The organism is Herbaspirillum robiniae (assembly GCF_002213415.1).
In the GTDB taxonomy this organism is placed as follows: domain Bacteria; phylum Pseudomonadota; class Gammaproteobacteria; order Burkholderiales; family Burkholderiaceae_D; genus Herbaspirillum; species Herbaspirillum robiniae.
Map to the genome: position 1 here is coordinate 28010 of NZ_NJGU01000001.1, position 17387 is coordinate 45396.

11 protein-coding genes are annotated in these 17387 nt (G+C 65.9%); 9 read left to right on the top strand and 2 right to left on the bottom strand.

The features are described 5' to 3' along the window. Positions 1-276 precede the first annotated feature (276 nt). From CEJ42_RS00095 to CEJ42_RS00105, 3 genes are read left to right on the top strand one after another with little or no spacing between them, the layout of a single operon-like run. The gene (locus CEJ42_RS00095; protein ID WP_088749677.1) at positions 277-1881 is read left to right on the top strand and encodes a sensor histidine kinase; all 1605 of its coding nucleotides are present in this window, start codon (positions 277-279) and stop codon (positions 1879-1881) included. 38 nt (positions 1882-1919) lie between these two features. Then, positions 1920-2378, top strand: coding sequence for a response regulator (locus CEJ42_RS00100; protein ID WP_088749678.1), 459 nt, complete (start codon positions 1920-1922; stop codon positions 2376-2378). Between the two features lies 1 nt (position 2379). Beyond that, positions 2380-4389 carry a hybrid sensor histidine kinase/response regulator gene (locus CEJ42_RS00105; protein ID WP_088749679.1) on the top strand — a complete coding sequence of 670 codons (2010 nt, stop codon included), beginning with the start codon at positions 2380-2382 and terminating at the stop codon, positions 4387-4389. An 85-nt stretch (positions 4390-4474) separates the two neighbouring features. Here CEJ42_RS00105 and CEJ42_RS00110 read toward each other — a convergent pair whose 3' ends face one another. Further along, entirely contained in the window at positions 4475-6688 is a 2214-nt protein-coding gene (locus tag CEJ42_RS00110) for an ATP-binding protein (RefSeq protein WP_088749680.1), read from the bottom strand. A gap of 569 nt (positions 6689-7257) precedes the next feature. Here CEJ42_RS00110 and CEJ42_RS24910 point away from each other — a divergent pair. The 5 genes from CEJ42_RS24910 to CEJ42_RS00130 all read left to right on the top strand — a co-directional run bounded on the left by CEJ42_RS24910 (position 7258) and on the right by CEJ42_RS00130 (position 15939). Then, on the top strand, positions 7258-7422 hold the full coding sequence (locus CEJ42_RS24910) for a hypothetical protein (RefSeq protein WP_165774358.1): 165 nt from the start codon (positions 7258-7260) through the stop codon (positions 7420-7422). A gap of 12 nt (positions 7423-7434) precedes the next feature. Continuing rightward, a complete protein-coding gene (locus CEJ42_RS00115; protein ID WP_079214862.1) occupies positions 7435-7824 on the top strand; it encodes a hypothetical protein in 390 nt (129 codons plus the stop codon). Positions 7825-8149: 325 nt separating this feature from the next. Continuing rightward, complete coding sequence (locus CEJ42_RS00120; RefSeq protein WP_088749681.1) at positions 8150-12043, top strand: hybrid sensor histidine kinase/response regulator; 3894 nt, start codon at positions 8150-8152, stop codon at positions 12041-12043. A gap of 315 nt (positions 12044-12358) precedes the next feature. Next, complete coding sequence (locus tag CEJ42_RS00125; RefSeq protein ID WP_088750175.1) at positions 12359-14506, top strand: TonB-dependent siderophore receptor; 2148 nt, start codon at positions 12359-12361, stop codon at positions 14504-14506. Positions 14507-14691: 185 nt separating this feature from the next. Next, complete coding sequence (locus CEJ42_RS00130) at positions 14692-15939, top strand: PepSY-associated TM helix domain-containing protein (RefSeq protein WP_088749682.1); 1248 nt, start codon at positions 14692-14694, stop codon at positions 15937-15939. A 10-nt stretch (positions 15940-15949) separates the two neighbouring features. On the opposite strand, the gene CEJ42_RS00135 is transcribed toward CEJ42_RS00130, so the two are convergent. After that, complete coding sequence (locus CEJ42_RS00135; RefSeq protein WP_088749683.1) at positions 15950-16708, bottom strand: 2OG-Fe(II) oxygenase; 759 nt, start codon at positions 16706-16708, stop codon at positions 15950-15952. A gap of 191 nt (positions 16709-16899) precedes the next feature. On the opposite strand from CEJ42_RS00135, the gene CEJ42_RS00140 reads away from it, so the two are divergent. Continuing rightward, the gene (locus tag CEJ42_RS00140; protein ID WP_088749684.1) at positions 16900-17328 is read left to right on the top strand and encodes a TOBE domain-containing protein; all 429 of its coding nucleotides are present in this window, start codon (positions 16900-16902) and stop codon (positions 17326-17328) included. Positions 17329-17387: the final 59 nt, after the last annotated feature.

The window sequence follows — 17387 nt, forward strand, 5'->3', positions numbered from 1 at the left end:
ACGCAGCTCATGTTTCCTGCATCGCATTCAAAATCAGCTCATCAATAGCGCTTAATTCCCGTTGGGTGAGTTTATAATCGTCCGTAATAATTGATTACCGGAAAGCGGCCCGCGCCGACATGCGCATGCGGGCGATAACAATAAAACAATAGCCCCGGCACGCAACACAACAGAAAAGAATGCAGCGCACGAGGGACGCCGGCGCGGCGCAATGCCGCGGCGGAACCGGTGGTCCGTGCGATCCGGACATGGTGCTTCAGAGGTGGGCGAACGCGCATGAAATTACTGACCAAAGGCTTGCTGATCGTCGCAATCCCGAGCTTGTTCGAGCTGGTGCTGCTGGCCTCGCTGTTCAAGACGCAGTCCGATGCGGAAGAGGCCGAACGCTGGGCCGCGCATTCGGCGCTGGTCATGAACAAGGCGGCCGAAGTGCGCGAGCCGATGCTGCTGGAGTCGTCCCGGATCCGCAATTCGGTGATCGTCAACGATCCGGCCCCGATCAGCCGTCCGGAAATGTGGGCCGACCTGGAGATCAAGGTCGGCGAGCTTGAGCGGCTGGTCGAAGACAATGCCGAGCAGACCCGTTCCATCCTGTCGATCCGGGAAGCCATCGCGAGCTACCGCGCGTGGGCCGACAGCGCGCGCGAGCGCATGCAGAACGGCCGGCGCGACGAGCTGGTCAGGCAGCTGCACGACGAGCAGGGGCCGCACCGGCTGGCCGATTTCCGCAGCCGCCTCAACAAGTTCATCGACACCGAGCGCAAGCTGGGCGACGAGCGCAACGAAGACCTGCAGGATGTGCGCGAGTCGCAGACCTGGCTGCTGATCGCGGCGGTGCTGGGTTCCATCGCGGCGGCCGTGATGGCGTCCTATGCGTTCACGCGCAATATCGGCACGCGCGTGGCGATCGTCACCGACAACGCGCGCCGGCTGGCCGACGGCCAGGCGCTGGCCGAGCGGGTGCGCGGCAGCGACGAGATCTCGATGCTGGACAGCGTCCTGCACGCCACCAGCGAGCGACTCAACGACGCCAACCGGCGCGCCCAGGCGTACCGCGAGGAGATCGAGGGCCACGCGCGCGAGCTGGCCGACGTCAACGCCCACCTGCGCCAGCAGACCCAGGACAACGAGATGTTCATCTACAGCGTCTCGCACGACCTGCGCTCGCCGCTGGTCAACCTGCAGGGCTTCAGCAAGGAGATCACGCATGCGACCAGGGACCTCGCCGCGGAAATCGACAAGCTGAACCTGGCGGAGGCCGACAAGGCGAGGATCCGCGGGATGATCGAGGACGACATTCATACCTCGCTGCGTTTCATCCAGAATGCCGTCACGCGCTCGGCCAGCATCATCGACGCCATGCTGAGGCTGTCGCGCGCCGGCCGCGTGGAGTACCAGCCGGTGATGCTGGACATCAACGTGATGGCGCAGCGCATCGTCGACGCCATGAGCGGCAGCATCCGCGGCAAGGAGGCCGCAGTCGAGATACAGCGCGTCTTGCCGCAGGCCTGGGGCGATCCCACCGCCATCGAGCAGGTGTTCGGCAACCTGGTGGGCAACGCCGTCAATTACCTGGACCCGAAGCGCCCGGGCCGCATCGAGCTGGGCTGCCTGAGCGGCAACGGCGCGGGCACCGGCGAGGGGCTCAATACCTATTTCGTGCGCGACAACGGCCTGGGCATCCCGGCCACGCACATGAGCAAGATGTTTACCGCGTTCCAGCGCCTGCACGGCAACGTCGCGCAGGGCGAAGGCATCGGCCTGGCGCTGGTCAAGCGGGTGGTGGAGCGCCACGGCGGCAAGATCTGGGCGGAGTCGGAAGAGGGCGTGGGCACCACCTTCTTCGTCGCGCTGCCGGCGCAGCCGCCGGGCGCGGTCTGAATCCGAATCCGAATCACAACACGACAAGCGGGGCAAGCATGGCGACGGAACACAGTGTGAATATCATCCTGGTCGAGGACGACGATGGTCACGCTCTCCTGGTGGAGAAGAACCTGCGGCGGGCCGGGCTGGTGAACGGCTTCCTGCGGCTCAAGGACGGCCAGGAAGCGCTCGATTATTTCTTCAAGGGCGAGGGCAGCCGCTCCGACATGCAGCAGGTGGTGGTGCTGCTGGACGTGAACATGCCCAAGGTGACCGGCATCGAGGTGCTGCGGCAGATCAAGCAGGATGCGACCACGACGTCGATCCCGGTGATCATGCTGACCACCACCGACGACCCGCGCGAGATCGAGCGCTGCTACGAATACGGCTGCAACGTCTACATCACCAAGCCGGTGGAGTACGACGATTTCATCGAGGCGGTGCGCCGGCTGGGCTTCTTCCTGCAGGTGGTCAAGCTGCCGATGAATTCGCAGAACCAGAAGGGCGCCGCCTGAGATGAGTGAAGAAGTACGCGCGCATGTATTGATCCTGGAAGACGACGAGGGATTGCTCGCGCTCGCCAGCCGGGTGCTGAAGAAACACGGACACCGCGTGACCACGGCCGCGGAGGCCGAGGCGGCGCGCGCGGCGGTGGCGCAGGATCCGCCGGACCTGCTGATCGTCGACTACAACCTGCAGGCGCTGGACACCGGCCTGGACTTCTTCCGCAGCCTGCGCGCAAGCGGCGTGGAGATTCCCGCCATCATGGTCTCGGGCGTATCGGACGAGCCGCGCATCATCGAGGCGCTGCGCGCCGGCGTGGCCGACGTGCTGCCCAAGACCAGCGACTATCTCGACTATCTGCCGGAGGCGGTGGACCGGCTGCTCAACCAGTTGAAGCTGCAGCGCCAGGCCGAAGAGTCGGCGCGCATGGTGCAGCAGGAGCAGTACTACCGGATGGTGTCGGAGGCGATTCCGCACCTGGTCTGGTCGTGCCTGCCGGACGGCGAATTCGATTACCTCAGCAAGCAATGGCTGGAATACACCGGCGTCGAGCTGGCGCCCCAGCTCGGCCTGCGCTGGATCGACCTGGTGGTGCATCCGGATGATCGCGCCGCCACGCGCGAGAGCCTGCTGGAGGCGGTGCGCGAGGAGCGCACGCATATCCTGGCGAAGTTCCGCCTGCGCCGCCACGACGGCCAATACCGCTGGTTCACCTGCAACGGGTCGCCGCTGCTGTGCTCGGAAGGGCACGTGCAGAAATGGCTGGGCACCTGCACCGACATCGACGACCTCAAGCGTTCCGAACATGACCGCGAGCTGCTGCTGACGGCCGAGCGGGTCGCCCGCGCCGAGGCCGAACGCATGACGCGGGTGAAGGACGAGTTCGTCGCCACCCTCTCGCATGAACTGCGCACGCCGCTCAACGCCATCATCGGCTGGACCCAGTACCTGCTGCGCGATCCGTCGGACGGCGCCAAGCTGGAAAAGGGCCTGCAGGTGATCGAGCGCAACGCCAAGCTGCAGGCGCAGATGGTGGAAGACCTGCTGGACATGAGCCGCATCCTGTCGGGAAAACTGCGCCTGGACGTGCAGCGGGTCGACATGGCCACGGTGATCGACGACGCCATCGCCTCGGTGCAGGCGGCGGCCGACGCCAAGGAGATCCGCCTGGTCGCGGTGCTGGGCTCGGCCGGCATCATCCACGGCGATCCTTCGCGGCTGCAGCAGGTGGTCTGGAACCTGCTGATGAACGCCATCAAGTTCACCCCCAAGCAGGGGCGCGTGTCGGTTTCGCTGCGCAAGACCGGCAGCGAGGTGGAGCTGGAAATCTCCGACAACGGCCAGGGGATCAAGCCGGAATTCCTGGGCAGCGTGTTCGATCGCTTCAGCCAGGAAGACGCCAGCCTGAGCCGCGCGGCCAACGGCCTCGGCCTGGGGCTGTCGATCACGCGCCAGCTGGTCGAGCTGCACGGCGGCAGCGTGCGCGCGGCCAGCGAAGGGCAGGGGCAGGGCGCCAGTTTCTATGTCAGCCTGCCGCTGGCGGCGGTGCAGGACGAGAGCGCCGGCGCGGTGTTCCTGCGGGAGACGGAGCCCGAGATCGAGCCCGAACTGTCGGGGCTGCATGTGCTGCTGGTGGAGGACGAGGTCGATGCGCGCGAGCTGGTGCAGCGCATCCTGGAAGAGCGCGGCGCCACCGTGGATGCGGTGGGCAGCGCCGACGAGGCGCTGGATGCCTTCCGCCATATGCGGCCCAACGTCATCGTCAGCGACATCGGCCTGCCGGGCCAGGATGGTTACGAGTTCATGCGCAGCGTGCGCGCGCTGGAAAGCAGCCAGGCCAGCGGTGCGCCGATGACGCCGGCGGCGGCGCTGACCGCGCTGGCCCGCACCGAGGATCGCAGGCGGGCCCTGATGGCAGGCTTCCAGGCCCACATCGCCAAGCCGGTCGATCCGCTGGAGCTGCTGTTCCTGATCGCCTCGTTGTCGGGACGCACCGGCAGCCGCTCGCGGCTGATCAACTGAGCAATGACATGTCGGTGAGGTGATCGCGCACCCAAGAAAAAGCCCGCTTCACGGCGGGCTTTTTCTTGCGCGGTCGATGCCGGGCTCAGCGTTCGTTGGGCTCGGCCAGCGGCAGGCTTACGGTGAAGGTGATGATGCCGTTCTCGCAGTCGACGGCGATCTTCCCGCCGTGGCCGTTGACGATCTCGCTGACGATGTACAGCCCCAGGCCCAGGCCTCGGCTGTTGCGCTGGTTGCCCAGGGATTCCTTCTTGTAGGGCTTGAACAGGTTGTTGCGCACATGCAGCGGGATCGGCGTGCCGTGGTTCGATACCGAGATGGTCAGCATGTCCTCGCGGCGGAACGCGATGATGGTGGCCGGCTTGCCGATCTCGCCGTGATGGCGGGTGTTGGAAAGCAGGTTGGAAATCACCTGGCTGATGCGGTCGCTGTCCAGGTCGAGCTCGCCGCAGTCTTCCGCCTCGAGGATGATCTCGCTGTCGGGATAGGCGGTCCGGGCTTCGCTGACGATTTCCGAGATCATCTTGTGCAGGTCGGTCTTGCGGCGCTGGATGTCCAGCCCCAGCCCGCTTTGCAGCCGGCTGATGTCCAGCACCTGCGAGATCAGCCGGTGCATGCGGCTGCTCGAGGACGAAATGCGTTTGCTGAGGTTGGAGCTGGATGGCGATTGCTCGCGCACCTCGATCATGCGCGCGGCCATCATGATGGCCTGCAGCGGATCGCGCAGGTCGTGGCCCAGCGTGGCCAGCAGGGTCTCGCGCGCACGCTTGACCATGTTCTCGTTGGACAGCGCGACTTCCTGCAGGTCCAGCCGCAGTTGCGCGGCCACTTCAAGTTGCGTCTTTTCCCACGGCAGGCTCTTGCCGCGCACGGTTTCCTTCCACACCGAGAAGGAGCCGCGCGGCGTCAGGCGCGGACCGAGCGGGCCGATGGTGTATTTCTTCTCCGGGTTGCCGCCCCAGCGGACGTCTTCCACCTGCTCGCTGCGGAACCAGAAGGCATAGCCGTTCTGCTCGCGGTAGAAGCGGATCGCCAGCACGCCGCACACGTCGCCCAGCGCCGACTTCAGGTCGGGCACGTCGGCGCCCAGCGAGCTGGTGTAGAAGATGTCGCCGCTCTCGTTTTCGTTGAGCCAGTTCACCAGCGCATTGACGCCCTCGCGCGGGGGCGCCTTGCCGAAGGTCTGGGTCTTGCGGTCCAGCGAGATGGCGCCGCCGTGGCTGTTCATCAGGCGCAGGAAGCCGTGATGGTCGGCCGACAGCGACAGCACGATGTCTTCGCGGTCGGTCACCTGGGCCACGATCTCGCGGCGCAGGGAGGCCGAGTGCTCCAGCGCGCGCGTGCGCTCACCGTTGAGGTTGCGCTCGACCAGCGTGCTCACCACCTGCGACAGCAATTGGCAGGACATGCGCACCGCATGCGGCACCAGGTGCGGCGTCATGTGGTGGCAGGCGATCAGTCCCCAGAGGCGGTCGCCGATGACGATGGACAGGCTCATCGAGGCGCCCACGCCCATGTTGCTCAGGTATTCGATGTGCACCGGCGAGACGCTGCGCAGCATGCTGTGCGAGAGGTCCAGCGGGCGGCCGGTGAGGGGATTGTGGTCGGGTTCGATCGGCACCGGCCGGTAGCCGACGTCGGCGATCAGGCGGATCGGGTTGATCACGTACAGGCGGCGCGCCTGCGCCGGGATGTCGCTGGCCGGATAGCGCTGGCCGAGGAAGGGTTCGAGGTCCGGCCGCCGGTGTTCGGCCACCACCTCGCCGCTGTCGTCGTGCAGGAAGCGATAGGCCATCACGCGGTCGAAGCCGGTGATGCGGGCGATCTCGTCCACCGCCAGCGTCAGCAGGTCTTCCACGCCTTGCTGGCGCTGGATGCGCTGGATCGCCTGGTGCGCGGCGAGCGCGAAGGAGTCGAGGCCGATGGCGTCGGGCGGGCGCTTTTCGAACTCGGCCACCAGCACGCCCTCGGACTTGTGCGTGACGACGTCGAACGGCCCCGAGGCCAGCGTCACCAGCTTCGAATCGATATAGCCGTGGCGGTCTTCCAGCGCGGCATGGATGGCGCTGCGCGCATCGGCGTTGAGGTGGCGCTCGTCCAGCGCCTGTCCGACCGCGGGCAGCGGGCCGAGAAGGTCGGTGGCGTTGCGGCTGGCGCCGGCCAGCGCGCCATCGGGGGAGAAGGTCAGCAGCGCGCCGTGCGACTGGATGGAGCCGGGAATGTGGATCGGTTCGTGATCACAGTTGCTGAGGTCGACGTGGCGCTTGCGGCGTTCGCTCTGGTAATACGGATTGCTCATGCTGCGCTTCCTTCCCGAACCCCGGCGGAGGAGGTCGTCGTCGCCATGCCGCCGGCAAGGTGTGCCGCGGCCACGCCGGTGTGTGCGTGTGCAAGGAGGTCCTTGCCTTGGACTGGAGGACGCGCCTTGTGTGCTCCGGCGGATTCGCTGGTCATGGAGTGCTTGTCTTTTGGAAAAAAAGATTATAGGTGCGAGAGGCAAATCGATGTGAGGTAATTGCCAATTAATTTCAAGAAACTGAGAAGCGATCCGGGCAGTATCGCTAGCGCGCGGGAACTTCCTTTTTGTCCTACAAGGAAATACGGCAGCGTCCGATATGACTCATCAATGCCACATCCTATGATCGTCAGGCTTGCAAAAAGATCGCCGTGAGACAACGGCGAGCCGTCAATTTGACGTGCGTAGAACGAACTTGCAGACGTGATTGGCTCAAGATGTTTTGGGGCAATATCGCGTCGAAATTCCGTTCAAACAAAGTCCGCCTAAACGATGGAGTTTGGCTAAAATAAAAATCGTCGGCGACCGCGGGCGCATCGAAAACGCATTCGGGAGTGAGGACTATGCTGTCGATGAAACACAAGGAAAAAATCGATCGCAGCTTCGACGGATCCACCAACCTGGTGGACCGCTGGAAGCAGGAGCGGGAATTGCGGCGCGCCGCAGACGAATCCGGCAAACGCATTGCCAAGGATGGCCGCCGCGAGGAGCGCAGCCGGCCAGTTTTGGAACTTTGACGAGGTAGCATCATGGATAAGTCCGATACCGCACATTCGTCCGAGGGCAGCAGCATTTCCATCCAGCAGGGCGACTGGGATGCCTATCGCAGCCACATCGACAACCACGCGGCGCCGCTGCCCGGCTCGCACAGGCCGGTCGACGAGGGCGAGGAAGACAACCGCGTCGACCTCGGCGAACCGCCCAGCGATTCCTCCGGCCAGCCGCTCAACGGCGAGGACGACATCCTCGCCTATCGCCGCCAGTGCGCGCGCGCCTACATCGGCATGAACGGCCGCCTGGGCGGACGCGCATATCACGCCAACGAGCCGGTGATCCTCACGCAGGAGGCCGTCAATGAGCTGGCCGAGCTCAATCGCATCCTGCGGGAAGAACGCCTGCAAAAAAAGAAGACCCGCTGATTTCCTGCGTGCCGCGCGCATGTCGGATGAGTGCTCAAAGCCTTGTAGGACAACAGGAAGTTGCCCGCAAAGCCTTTTCGCACAAGGCTTTGCGCGGTGCTAGGCGCTGCCGGCGGCGATGCGGCCGGGCGTTCGGAGACAGCGCCCTTCCCGTATAATCGAGCGAATATTTTGAGATGCCGCGCCGCCGCGTATGCGGGCCGGGCCGGCGGGGGAAAGCGGCGTCGCGCGACTGCCGGGCGCATCGAAACAATCACACCGCAATGCGCCGGGTGGCGAGACGTCGTCGACAAGACCTTGGTGCTTACAGGTACGTTTTCACGACATGGCAGAAATCACATGGTTGCGCGGCGGCGGTCTGGCCGGCCGGATCGTTTCCGCATCCGACTGGACTTCCAGCGCGCTCGGCGCGCCCGCGGACTGGTCGCCGACCCTGCGCACCGCGCTCAACATCGCGCTGCATTCGCCGTCGCCGGTCCTGCTGGTGTGGGGCGAGGCGCGCAGCATGCTTTACAACGACGCGTTCGCCACCTGTATCGGCGATCGCCATCCGGCCGCCTTCGGCGCGCCGCTTGCCGAAGTGTCGTTCTGGCCCGCCATCCGCGCGGCGCATGACGCCGCCATCGAAGCCTGCTTCGGCGGCCGCCAGCAATTGCTGGAAGACCAGAACGTGGCGCTGCCGGCCGGCACCGCGCAGTCGGATGCCTGGTTCGATTTTTCCTATGTGCCGGTATTCTCCGCCAACGGTTCGGACATCGAGGGCGTGATGTGCTCCATCATCGACTCCTCGCGCCTGCCGCGCGTCGGACGTCGCCTGCCGCCGGATGCGCAGCGCATGCACATGATCAACCGCGAACTGACGGTCGAACTCGACAATGCCCAGCAGGCCCACCGCGAGCTGACCGCGGAGACGCGCTTCCTGCGCGAGCTGCTGGAGCAGTCGCCCAGTTTCATGGCCGTGGTGCGCGGGCCGGATCATGTGTTTGAAATGGTCAACGGCGCCTACTTCAAGCTGTTCGGCGATCGCCCGGTGATCGGCCTGCCGGCGCGCGAGGCCTTGCCGCAGCTGCTGGACGAGGACCTGTTCCAGCAGCTGGACCGGGTCCGCCGCACCGGCCAGACCTACAACGCGCACGGCGCCAGGCTGTTCCTCAAGCGCAGCGCCGGCGGCCAGTTCGCCGAGGTGGTGCTGGACTTCGTGTTCCAGCCGATGTTCTGCGCCGAGGGCAAGGTCGACGGCATCTTCATCGAAGGTTTCGACATCACCGAGCGCTTCGCCGCCGAGGAGCGCCTGCGCATCGCCGACAGCGCCGGCGGGATCGGCATCTTCGAGTGGTTCCCGGAGTCCGGCAAGCTGCTGGTGTCGGACCGCTTCCGTCAGTTGTGGGGCCTGCCGCCGCGCGGCGAGGTGACGGCCGACGAGCTGGTGGCCATGATCGACGAGGAGCATCGCCCGCAGCTGGGCGTGGCGACCATCAAGGAGCAGGACCGCAAGAACCCGCTCGAATACACCGAATATCACATCACCCGCCCCGACGGGCAGAAGCGCTGGCTGGCCCGCAAGGGCGAGGTGGTGCGCGACGATCCGCGTACCGCCCGGCGCTATGTCGGGGTGGTGTTCGACGTCACCGCGCGCAAGCTGATGGAGCAGGCGCTGGCGGCGTCCGAGACCAGCGTGCGCGCCAACAACGCCTTCGTGCGACAGCTGCTGGACTCGACCGACCAGGGCTTCTATTCGATCGACCGCGAGGGTCGGGTCACGCTGTGCAACGCGGCCTTCATCCGCATGCTGGGCTTCCAGAACGAGAAGGACGTGCTCGGTCGCTCCATGCACGAAGTGATCCAGCATTCGCATCCCGACGGCAGCCCCTATGCGCTGGCCGACAGCCCGGTCTACCGCGCGGCGCGCGACGGCGTCAGCGCGCATGTGGACGGCGAGGTCTTCTTCCGTGCCGACGGCAGCAGCTTCCCGGTGCAATACCAGGCGCATCCGGTCTGGCAGGACGGCGTGCTGCAAGGCGCGCTGTGCACCTTCGTCGACCTCACCGAACGGCGCCGCGGCATGCAGGCGCTGTTGTGGAGCGAGAACCGCCTGACCGCGATCTTCAACCAGGCCTCGGTGTGCTTCTCCGAACTCGACCTGCAGGGCCGCTACCTGCGCGTGAACGACGCGCTGTGCCGGATGCTGTGCCGTACCGAAGACGAGTTGCTGCTGATGACGCTGGCGGATGTCACCCACCCGGACGACGTGCCGATCAACATGTCGATGTTCAACCGCTGCATCGAGGACGGCAAGTCGTTCACGCTGGAGAAGCGCTATGTGCGCCCGGACAATTCCACGTTCTGGGTCTCCAGCAACATCAGCCGCATCGTCGATGCCGAAGGCCGTCCGCAGGCGATGATCGCGGTGTCCACCGACATCACTGAACGCCGCCGCGCCGAAGAAGCCCTGCGTGAGCTCAACGACACCCTGGAGCAGCGCGTGGTCGAGGAAATCCTCGAGCGCAGCCGCGCCGAGGCCGCGCTGGGCCAGATGCAGAAGATGGAAGCGGTGGGCCAGCTCACCGGCGGCGTGGCGCACGACTTCAACAACGTGCTGCAGATCATCGGTGGCAACCTGCAGCTGCTGCAGTCCGATCCGACGCTGGAGGACAAGAGCCGTCAGCGCGTGAAGATCGCCATCGCCGCGGTGGACCGCGGCGCCAAGCTGTCCTCGCAACTGCTGGCCTTCGCCCGTCGCCAGCCGCTGCAGCCGCGCAGCATCAACCTGGAGCGCGTGGTGCAGAACATGGACGACCTGCTGCGCCGCGCGGTGGGCGAGACCATCGAGATCTCCACCGTCATCGGCCGCGGGCTCTGGAACACCATGCTCGACCCCAACCAGGTCGAGAACCTGATCATCAACACCGCCATCAATGCGCGCGACGCCATGCCCAACGGCGGCCGGCTGACGCTGCAGGTCGAGAACGTGCAGCTGACGGATCCCTATTTCCTGTCGCAGGCCGACCTGGCGCCGGGCGAGTACGTGCAGCTGTCGATCTCCGACAACGGCTACGGCATGTCGCCGGAGGTGCGCGAGCGCGCCTTCGAACCCTTCTTCACGACCAAGAAGGAAGGCGAGGGCACCGGGCTGGGGCTGTCGATGGCCTACGGTTTCGTCAAGCAGAGCAAGGGCCACATCAGTATCCACAGCGAGACCGGGCGCGGCACCACGATCCGCATCTACTTCCCCCGTTCGCGCGAGGAAGAGGTGGCGATCGAAGACAACCGCGAGATGGAAGTGCGCGGCGGCAGCGAGACCATCCTGGTGGTCGAGGACGATCCCAACCTGCAGCTGACGGTGATCGACACCCTGTCGTCGCTGGGCTACAAGGTGCTCAAGGCCGACAACGGCGAGCGGGCCCTGGCGATTGTCCAGAGCGGCATCCATATCGACATGATCTTCACCGACGTGGTCATGCCGGGCGCGGTGCCGGCCACCGAGCTGGCGCGCCAGGCGCGGCAGTTGTTGCCGGGCGTGGAAGTGCTGTTCACCTCCGGTTATCCGCGCGACGCCATCGTGCATGAAGGGCGGCTGGATGTGGGCGTCGAGCTGCTGTCCAAGCCGTACCGGCTGAACCAGCTGGCGCGCCGCATCCGCCACATGCTGTCCAACCGCGCGCACCGCACGCAGCTGGTGCAGTCGCGCGCCGAGCACGAGGCCGGGAGCGAGACGGCGTCGGCGACCATCCATGTGCTGCCGGTCGGCGAGCGCCAGCGCAAGTCCGAGCCCGAACCGGCGCAGCTGGAGCAGGGTCAGGCGCAGGGCGGTTTTGCGGCTTCCTCCAACGGCGTGGCCATGCCGCCGCCATCGGCGCCGCCGTCCGGCTTGCGGCTGCTGGTGGTGGAGGACAACATCGATTCCCAGCAACTGGTGTGCGAGCTGCTGGAAACCCTGGGGCATGCCGCGCGCGGCGTCACCAGCGGCGAGGAGGCGCAGAAGGTGCTGGGCGAGCAGGAGTTCGACGTGCTCTTCACCGACGTCAACCTGCCGGGCATCTCCGGCGTGGATCTGGCCAAGAGCGCGCTGACGCGCTTCCCGGACATGTCGGTGATCTTCGCGTCCGGCTACGGCGCGATGGTGGCGCGCAACGTGGGCTTCGCTTCGCATTCGCTGCCCAAGCCGTATGACATCGACCAGCTGCAGGACATCCTGAAGAAGATTTCGACCGCCGCCTGAGTCGCCATCGCTATCCCGGCCGGCCGCCCGTGAACATGCGGGCGGCCGGCGGCGTTTCCATTGCTTCCATTCCCCCGTTCTTTTTCCTTCCCCGGCGGGCACGCCAGCTTGTCGCACCGGCATCCGCGCGCGCGGAAGTTGTCTGCGCGTCATCGTTCCTGGCGCGGCCGAGCACAATCTTTGTAAGTTTTGTTTTCTTTTTCCGGGCTTCTTTTTAAAATAAATAGTAATAATTCGTATTTACATTTATTTTTAATTGAAAAGAAGGAAGCAAGCTTGAACCTGGAAAAACCGCTGGTGGCGCGCCCGAGCGCCATGTCCCGCGCGCTGCGCAAGGCGCTTGTCTACATGACCCTGGCCGGCACGCCGGCGCTCACCGCCACGCTGGCAATGGCGCAGGAGGCCACCGACAAGGTGCAGGCCGCCAATGCCAACGCGGCCGACGCGACCGACGCGCAACTGCCCACCGTCACGGTGTCCGGCGCGGTGGAAGGCAAGCAGCACCTGCAGACGCAATCGGCCAGCGGCGCGCTGGGTTCGCGTTCGGTGCTCGATACGCCGTTCTCGGTCACCAGCGTCACCGCCGATGAACTGGCGGACAAACAGATCCTCAAGCTGGGCGACGTCTTCTACGGCGACGCCTCGGTCAGCGACAACAGCGGCGGCTACAGCGCCTGGGCGTCCTACGTCACCATCCGCGGCCTGCCGGCGGACTGGCAGAACTCCTTTCGCATCGACGGCAAGCCTTTCCTCAGCTACGGCCTCACGCTGCCGTACGACCACTTCGAACGCATCGACCTGCTCAAGGGCTCGTCGGGCTTCATGTACGGCTTCGGCACGCCGGGCGGCCTGATCAACTACGTCACCAAGAAACCGACCGACACGCCGGTGCGCAGCGTCAGCGTGGGCTACACCAGCAACAACATCTGGAGCGAGCACATCGACCTGGGCGGGCGCTTCGGCAACGACCAGCGGTTCGGCTACCGCCTCAACGTCACGCACGACCAGGGCGAGACCTTCAACGAAGGCCAGATCCGCCGCAATGCCGTGTCGCTGGCGCTGGATGCGCGCTTGACGCGCGACCTGACCTGGGACTTCAATGCCATCTGGCAGAACAGCAACTCGGAAGACCAGACGCCGTCCATCGTCACCAGCGGCCTGACCGGCAGCCAGCTGCCGGCGGTGATCAGCGGCGGCAACAAGACCCTGGTGGGCGGCGGCCAGCACCTGGACACCAATTTCCAGCTCTACCAGACCGGCCTGACCTACCGCATCAATCCGGACTGGAAGGCCAACCTCAGCTACAGCCACAGCACCTCAAAGCGTTTCCGCAACGAGGGCATCGCGACCCTGACCGACGCTGCCGGCAACTACACCGACTGGCGCTCGGATTCGCGCGAGGGCCACGTGTTCGACCAGTGGCAGGCGATGCTGGAGGGGAACGCCAGGACCGGCTTCCTGGAGCACCAGCTGGTGCTGGGCGCATCCTGGCAAAAGCAGGTCAACGACTATTCGGTCTCGCAGTACTACCAGCAGATCGGCACCGGCAACCTGTACACGCAGAACACCAATTCGCATGACAGCTCGACCGACCTGCAGACCTATCACTCCGGCATCATCACCCAGCAGGCGGTGTTCGCCAGCGATACGCTGAAGTTCTCTGACCAGTGGTCGCTGCTGGCCGGCGCGCGCTACAACGAGTTCCGCCAGGACAGCTTCAGCACCGCCGGCGCCCTGACGTCGCGCTACGACAAGTCGGCGCTGACGCCGACCGTGGCCCTGATGTACAAGCCCTGGCAAAACACCACGATCTACGGCAGCTACGTGGAGTCGCTGGAGCAGGGCGGCACGCCCGCGCTGGGCACCACCAACTACGGCCAGCAGCTGAACCCGCTCAAGAGCAAGCAGTACGAGTTCGGCGCCAAGACCGACCACGAGCGCTGGAGCGCCACCGCGGCGCTGTTCCGCATCGAGCGCGCGGCCGAGTACACCGTCAACAACACCCTGGTGCAGGACGGCCAGTCCAACTACCAGGGCCTGGAACTGGGCGGCGCCTTCAGACCGACCCCGCAATGGCAGCTGGGCGCCAGCATGATGCTGCTGGACGCCAAGTACGACAAGGGCAGCACCTATAACGGCAACCGCGTGGCCGGCGCGCCCAAGAACATGGCGACCGCGCAGGTGTCCTACCTGATGCCGCAGTTGTCGGGCCTGAAACTGATGGCCGACGCCAAGTACACCGGCAACACCATGCTGGGCGCGGCCAACAATATCGAACTGCCGAGCTATACCCTGTTCAACCTGGGCGCCAGCTACACCACGCGCATCGGCAAGTACGACACCACCTTCCGGGCGGCGGTCAACAACCTGCTGGACAAGCGCTACTGGCAATACCAGTATGAGAATTACATCAAGCCGGGCGATCCACGCACCTTCAGCGTGAGCGCCAAGGTGGACTTCTGAGCGGGATCGTCCGCGGCTGGTAGTACAATGCGGGCCTGTGGGCTCCTGTGAGGCATCCAGGCCCGATTCCAGGCCCGACTCTGGCGGCGTCCCACCGGGCGCCGCCGTTTGCATTCGCAACGGCTCAGCCACTTTCAGACAAACCAACCCAGACCAAGCCAGCACCCGCAGCCAGGTACAAAGCAATGCGCGCACTCTTCGTCATCATCCATCGCTGGTTCGGACTGGCCGCCGCGGTCTTCCTCTTCATCGCCGGCGCCACCGGCGCCGTCATCTCGTGGGACCACGAGCTGGACGCCTGGCTCAACCCGCAGCTGTTCCACGCCAAGAGCGCCGACCTGCCGGGCGCGGGCGAGCCCAAGGGCGGGCTGGAACTGGCCAACCTGGTGGAAAAGGCCGAGCCCAGGCTGCGCGTGACCTATACGCTCACCAATGAAGAGCCCGGCCACACGATGAACATGATGGTCGAGCCGCGCCTCGACCCGGCCACCGGCAAGCCCTATGCGCTGGACTACAACCAGATCGCGGTCGACCCGGTCACGGCCGAGATCCAGGGACGCCGCATGTGGGGCGCGGTCTCGCTGTCGCGCGAGAACCTGCTGCCGTTCCTCTACAAGCTGCACTACACCATGCACCTGCCCGACATGGGCGGGATTGAAACCGGCATGTGGCTGATGGGCATCATCGGCATCGTATGGGCGCTGGACTGCTTCATCGCGCTCTACCTGTCCTTCCCCAACTGGCGCAGCTGGCGCAAGTCTTTCGCCTTCCGCTGGCGCGACGGCGGCCACAAGCTCAACTTCGACCTGCACCGCTCCGGCGGCGTCTGGGTGTGGGGGCTGCTGCTGATCCTGGCGGTGACCTCGATTTCGATGAACCTGGAGCGCCAGGTCATGCGGCCCATCCTGCAGACCGTCTCCACACTGACGGCCAGCCCCTTCGATACGCGCACGCCGCTGGCGCCGGAGAAGACCGGCGAGCCGCGCATCTCGCGCGAACAGGTGATCGAGCTCGGACGCCGGGAAGGCAGCCGGCTGGGCCTGGCCGACCCGGTCGGCGGCGTGTTCTATTCGGGCATGTTCGGCGTCTACGGCGTGGGCTTCTTCCAGCCCGGCAACGATCACGGCGACGTCGGCCTGGGCAACGCCTGGTTGTACTTCGACGCCAACAGCGGCGCTTACGAAGGCGGCCGCATCCCCGGCAGCGGCAGCGCCGGCGACATCTTCCTGCAATCGCAATTCCCGCTGCATTCCGGCCGCATCCTGGGCCTGCCGGGCCGCATCATGATCTCCATCATGGGCGCGCTGGTGGCCATGCTGTCGGTGACCGGCGTGATCATCTGGGTGCGCAAGCGCCGCGCGCGCCTGCAGCAGCGCGCCAAGCTGGCCGGCAACCCGGCCGTGGGGCAACGTCCGGCCGCCGAGCCGCGCTGAAGGGCCCACTTCAGGTGGCGTCGTGGAAGATGACGCCCAGCGTGTGCCGGTGTCCCGCGCGCAGGCGCGACACGCCGTGCCGCATGCTGACCCGGTAGACATGGCCGGCGCCGCGCGCGCCTTGCACCGGCCGCTGGTTCACCGCGAACACCACCGCGTCCCCCTGGCGCAGCGGCACCACCTCCGGGCGCGATTGCATGCGCGGGCGCTGCTCGGTGAGCACGAATTCGCCGCCCTCGAAATCCCGCCCCGGCTCCGACAGCAGGATCGCCACCTGCAGCGGAAACACATGTTCCCCATACAGATCCTGATGCAGGCAGTTGTAGTCGCCGGCCCCGTAGCGCAGCAGCAGGGGCGTCGGCCGCACCTGTCCGGCCGCGTTGCAGCGCTGCTGGAAGTCCGCGTGGGTGTCGGGATAGCGCACCGGCAGGCCCATCAGCCGGTTCCAGCGGTTGGCCAGCGGCGCCAGGCGCGCGTACAGCGCGGTGCGCAGCATCTGCACCGGCGAGGGCAGCGGATAGCGGAAGTACTTGTATTCGCCCAGGCCGAAGTTGTGGCGCGCCATGACGACGCGTGAACGGAACAGCCTGTCGTCGTCGTAGCAGCCGGCCAGCGAGGCGGCCTCGCGGGCGTCGAGCAGGCCCGGGATCATGGCCCAGCCTGCGGCGTCGAGGTCGAGGGCCAGCGACGGCCACGGCAGGGCGTCGATACGGGATGGCAGATCGGCGAACGGGGCGGTGCCCGGCGGCAACGTAGCGATGGATGGCATGGCGCTCTCTTTTGTCGGAATGGCGCCAGTGTGCGCCGGCGCGGGCGCCGCGGCACTCCGCCGCTTGCTTTTGAATTGCATGGCGGACATATCGCCGGCGATATAAGCCCGATGCGCCCGGGAAGCGTCCACGGCATGCGCTTTTAGGTATGATCGGAGGCTGTTTCGCTACACATGACAAAGGAGAAACCATGCTCACCAGCGCACGCAACGAATTTTCCGGCAAGGTAAGCCAGATCCGCCCGGGAGCGGTCAACGATGAAATCGAGCTCACCCTGGCCGGCGGCGACCGCATCGTCGCCGTGATCACGCAGGAGAGCACCAAGTCGCTGGGCCTGGCGATCGGCAGCGACGCCATCGCGCTGGTCAAGGCGCCGTGGGTGATCCTGTCTTCGCCCAACGCCGGCGTGAAGCTGTCCACCCGCAACCGCCTGGAAGGCAGCGTCAAGGCCATCAAGCCGGGCGCGGTCAACACCGAGGTGGAAGTGTCGCTGAAGGGCGGCGAGACGCTGGCCGCGATCATCACCCAGGAAAGCGCCAACAGCATGGGCCTGGCCGAAGGCAAGCCGGTGGTGGCCTTCTTCAAGGCATCGCATGTGATCGTCGGCGTCAAGGCCTGATGGCGTAACCGCATGATCGCCTGAGGGCGCGGGGCCGGGCGCAGGCAGGCCCGGCCGCT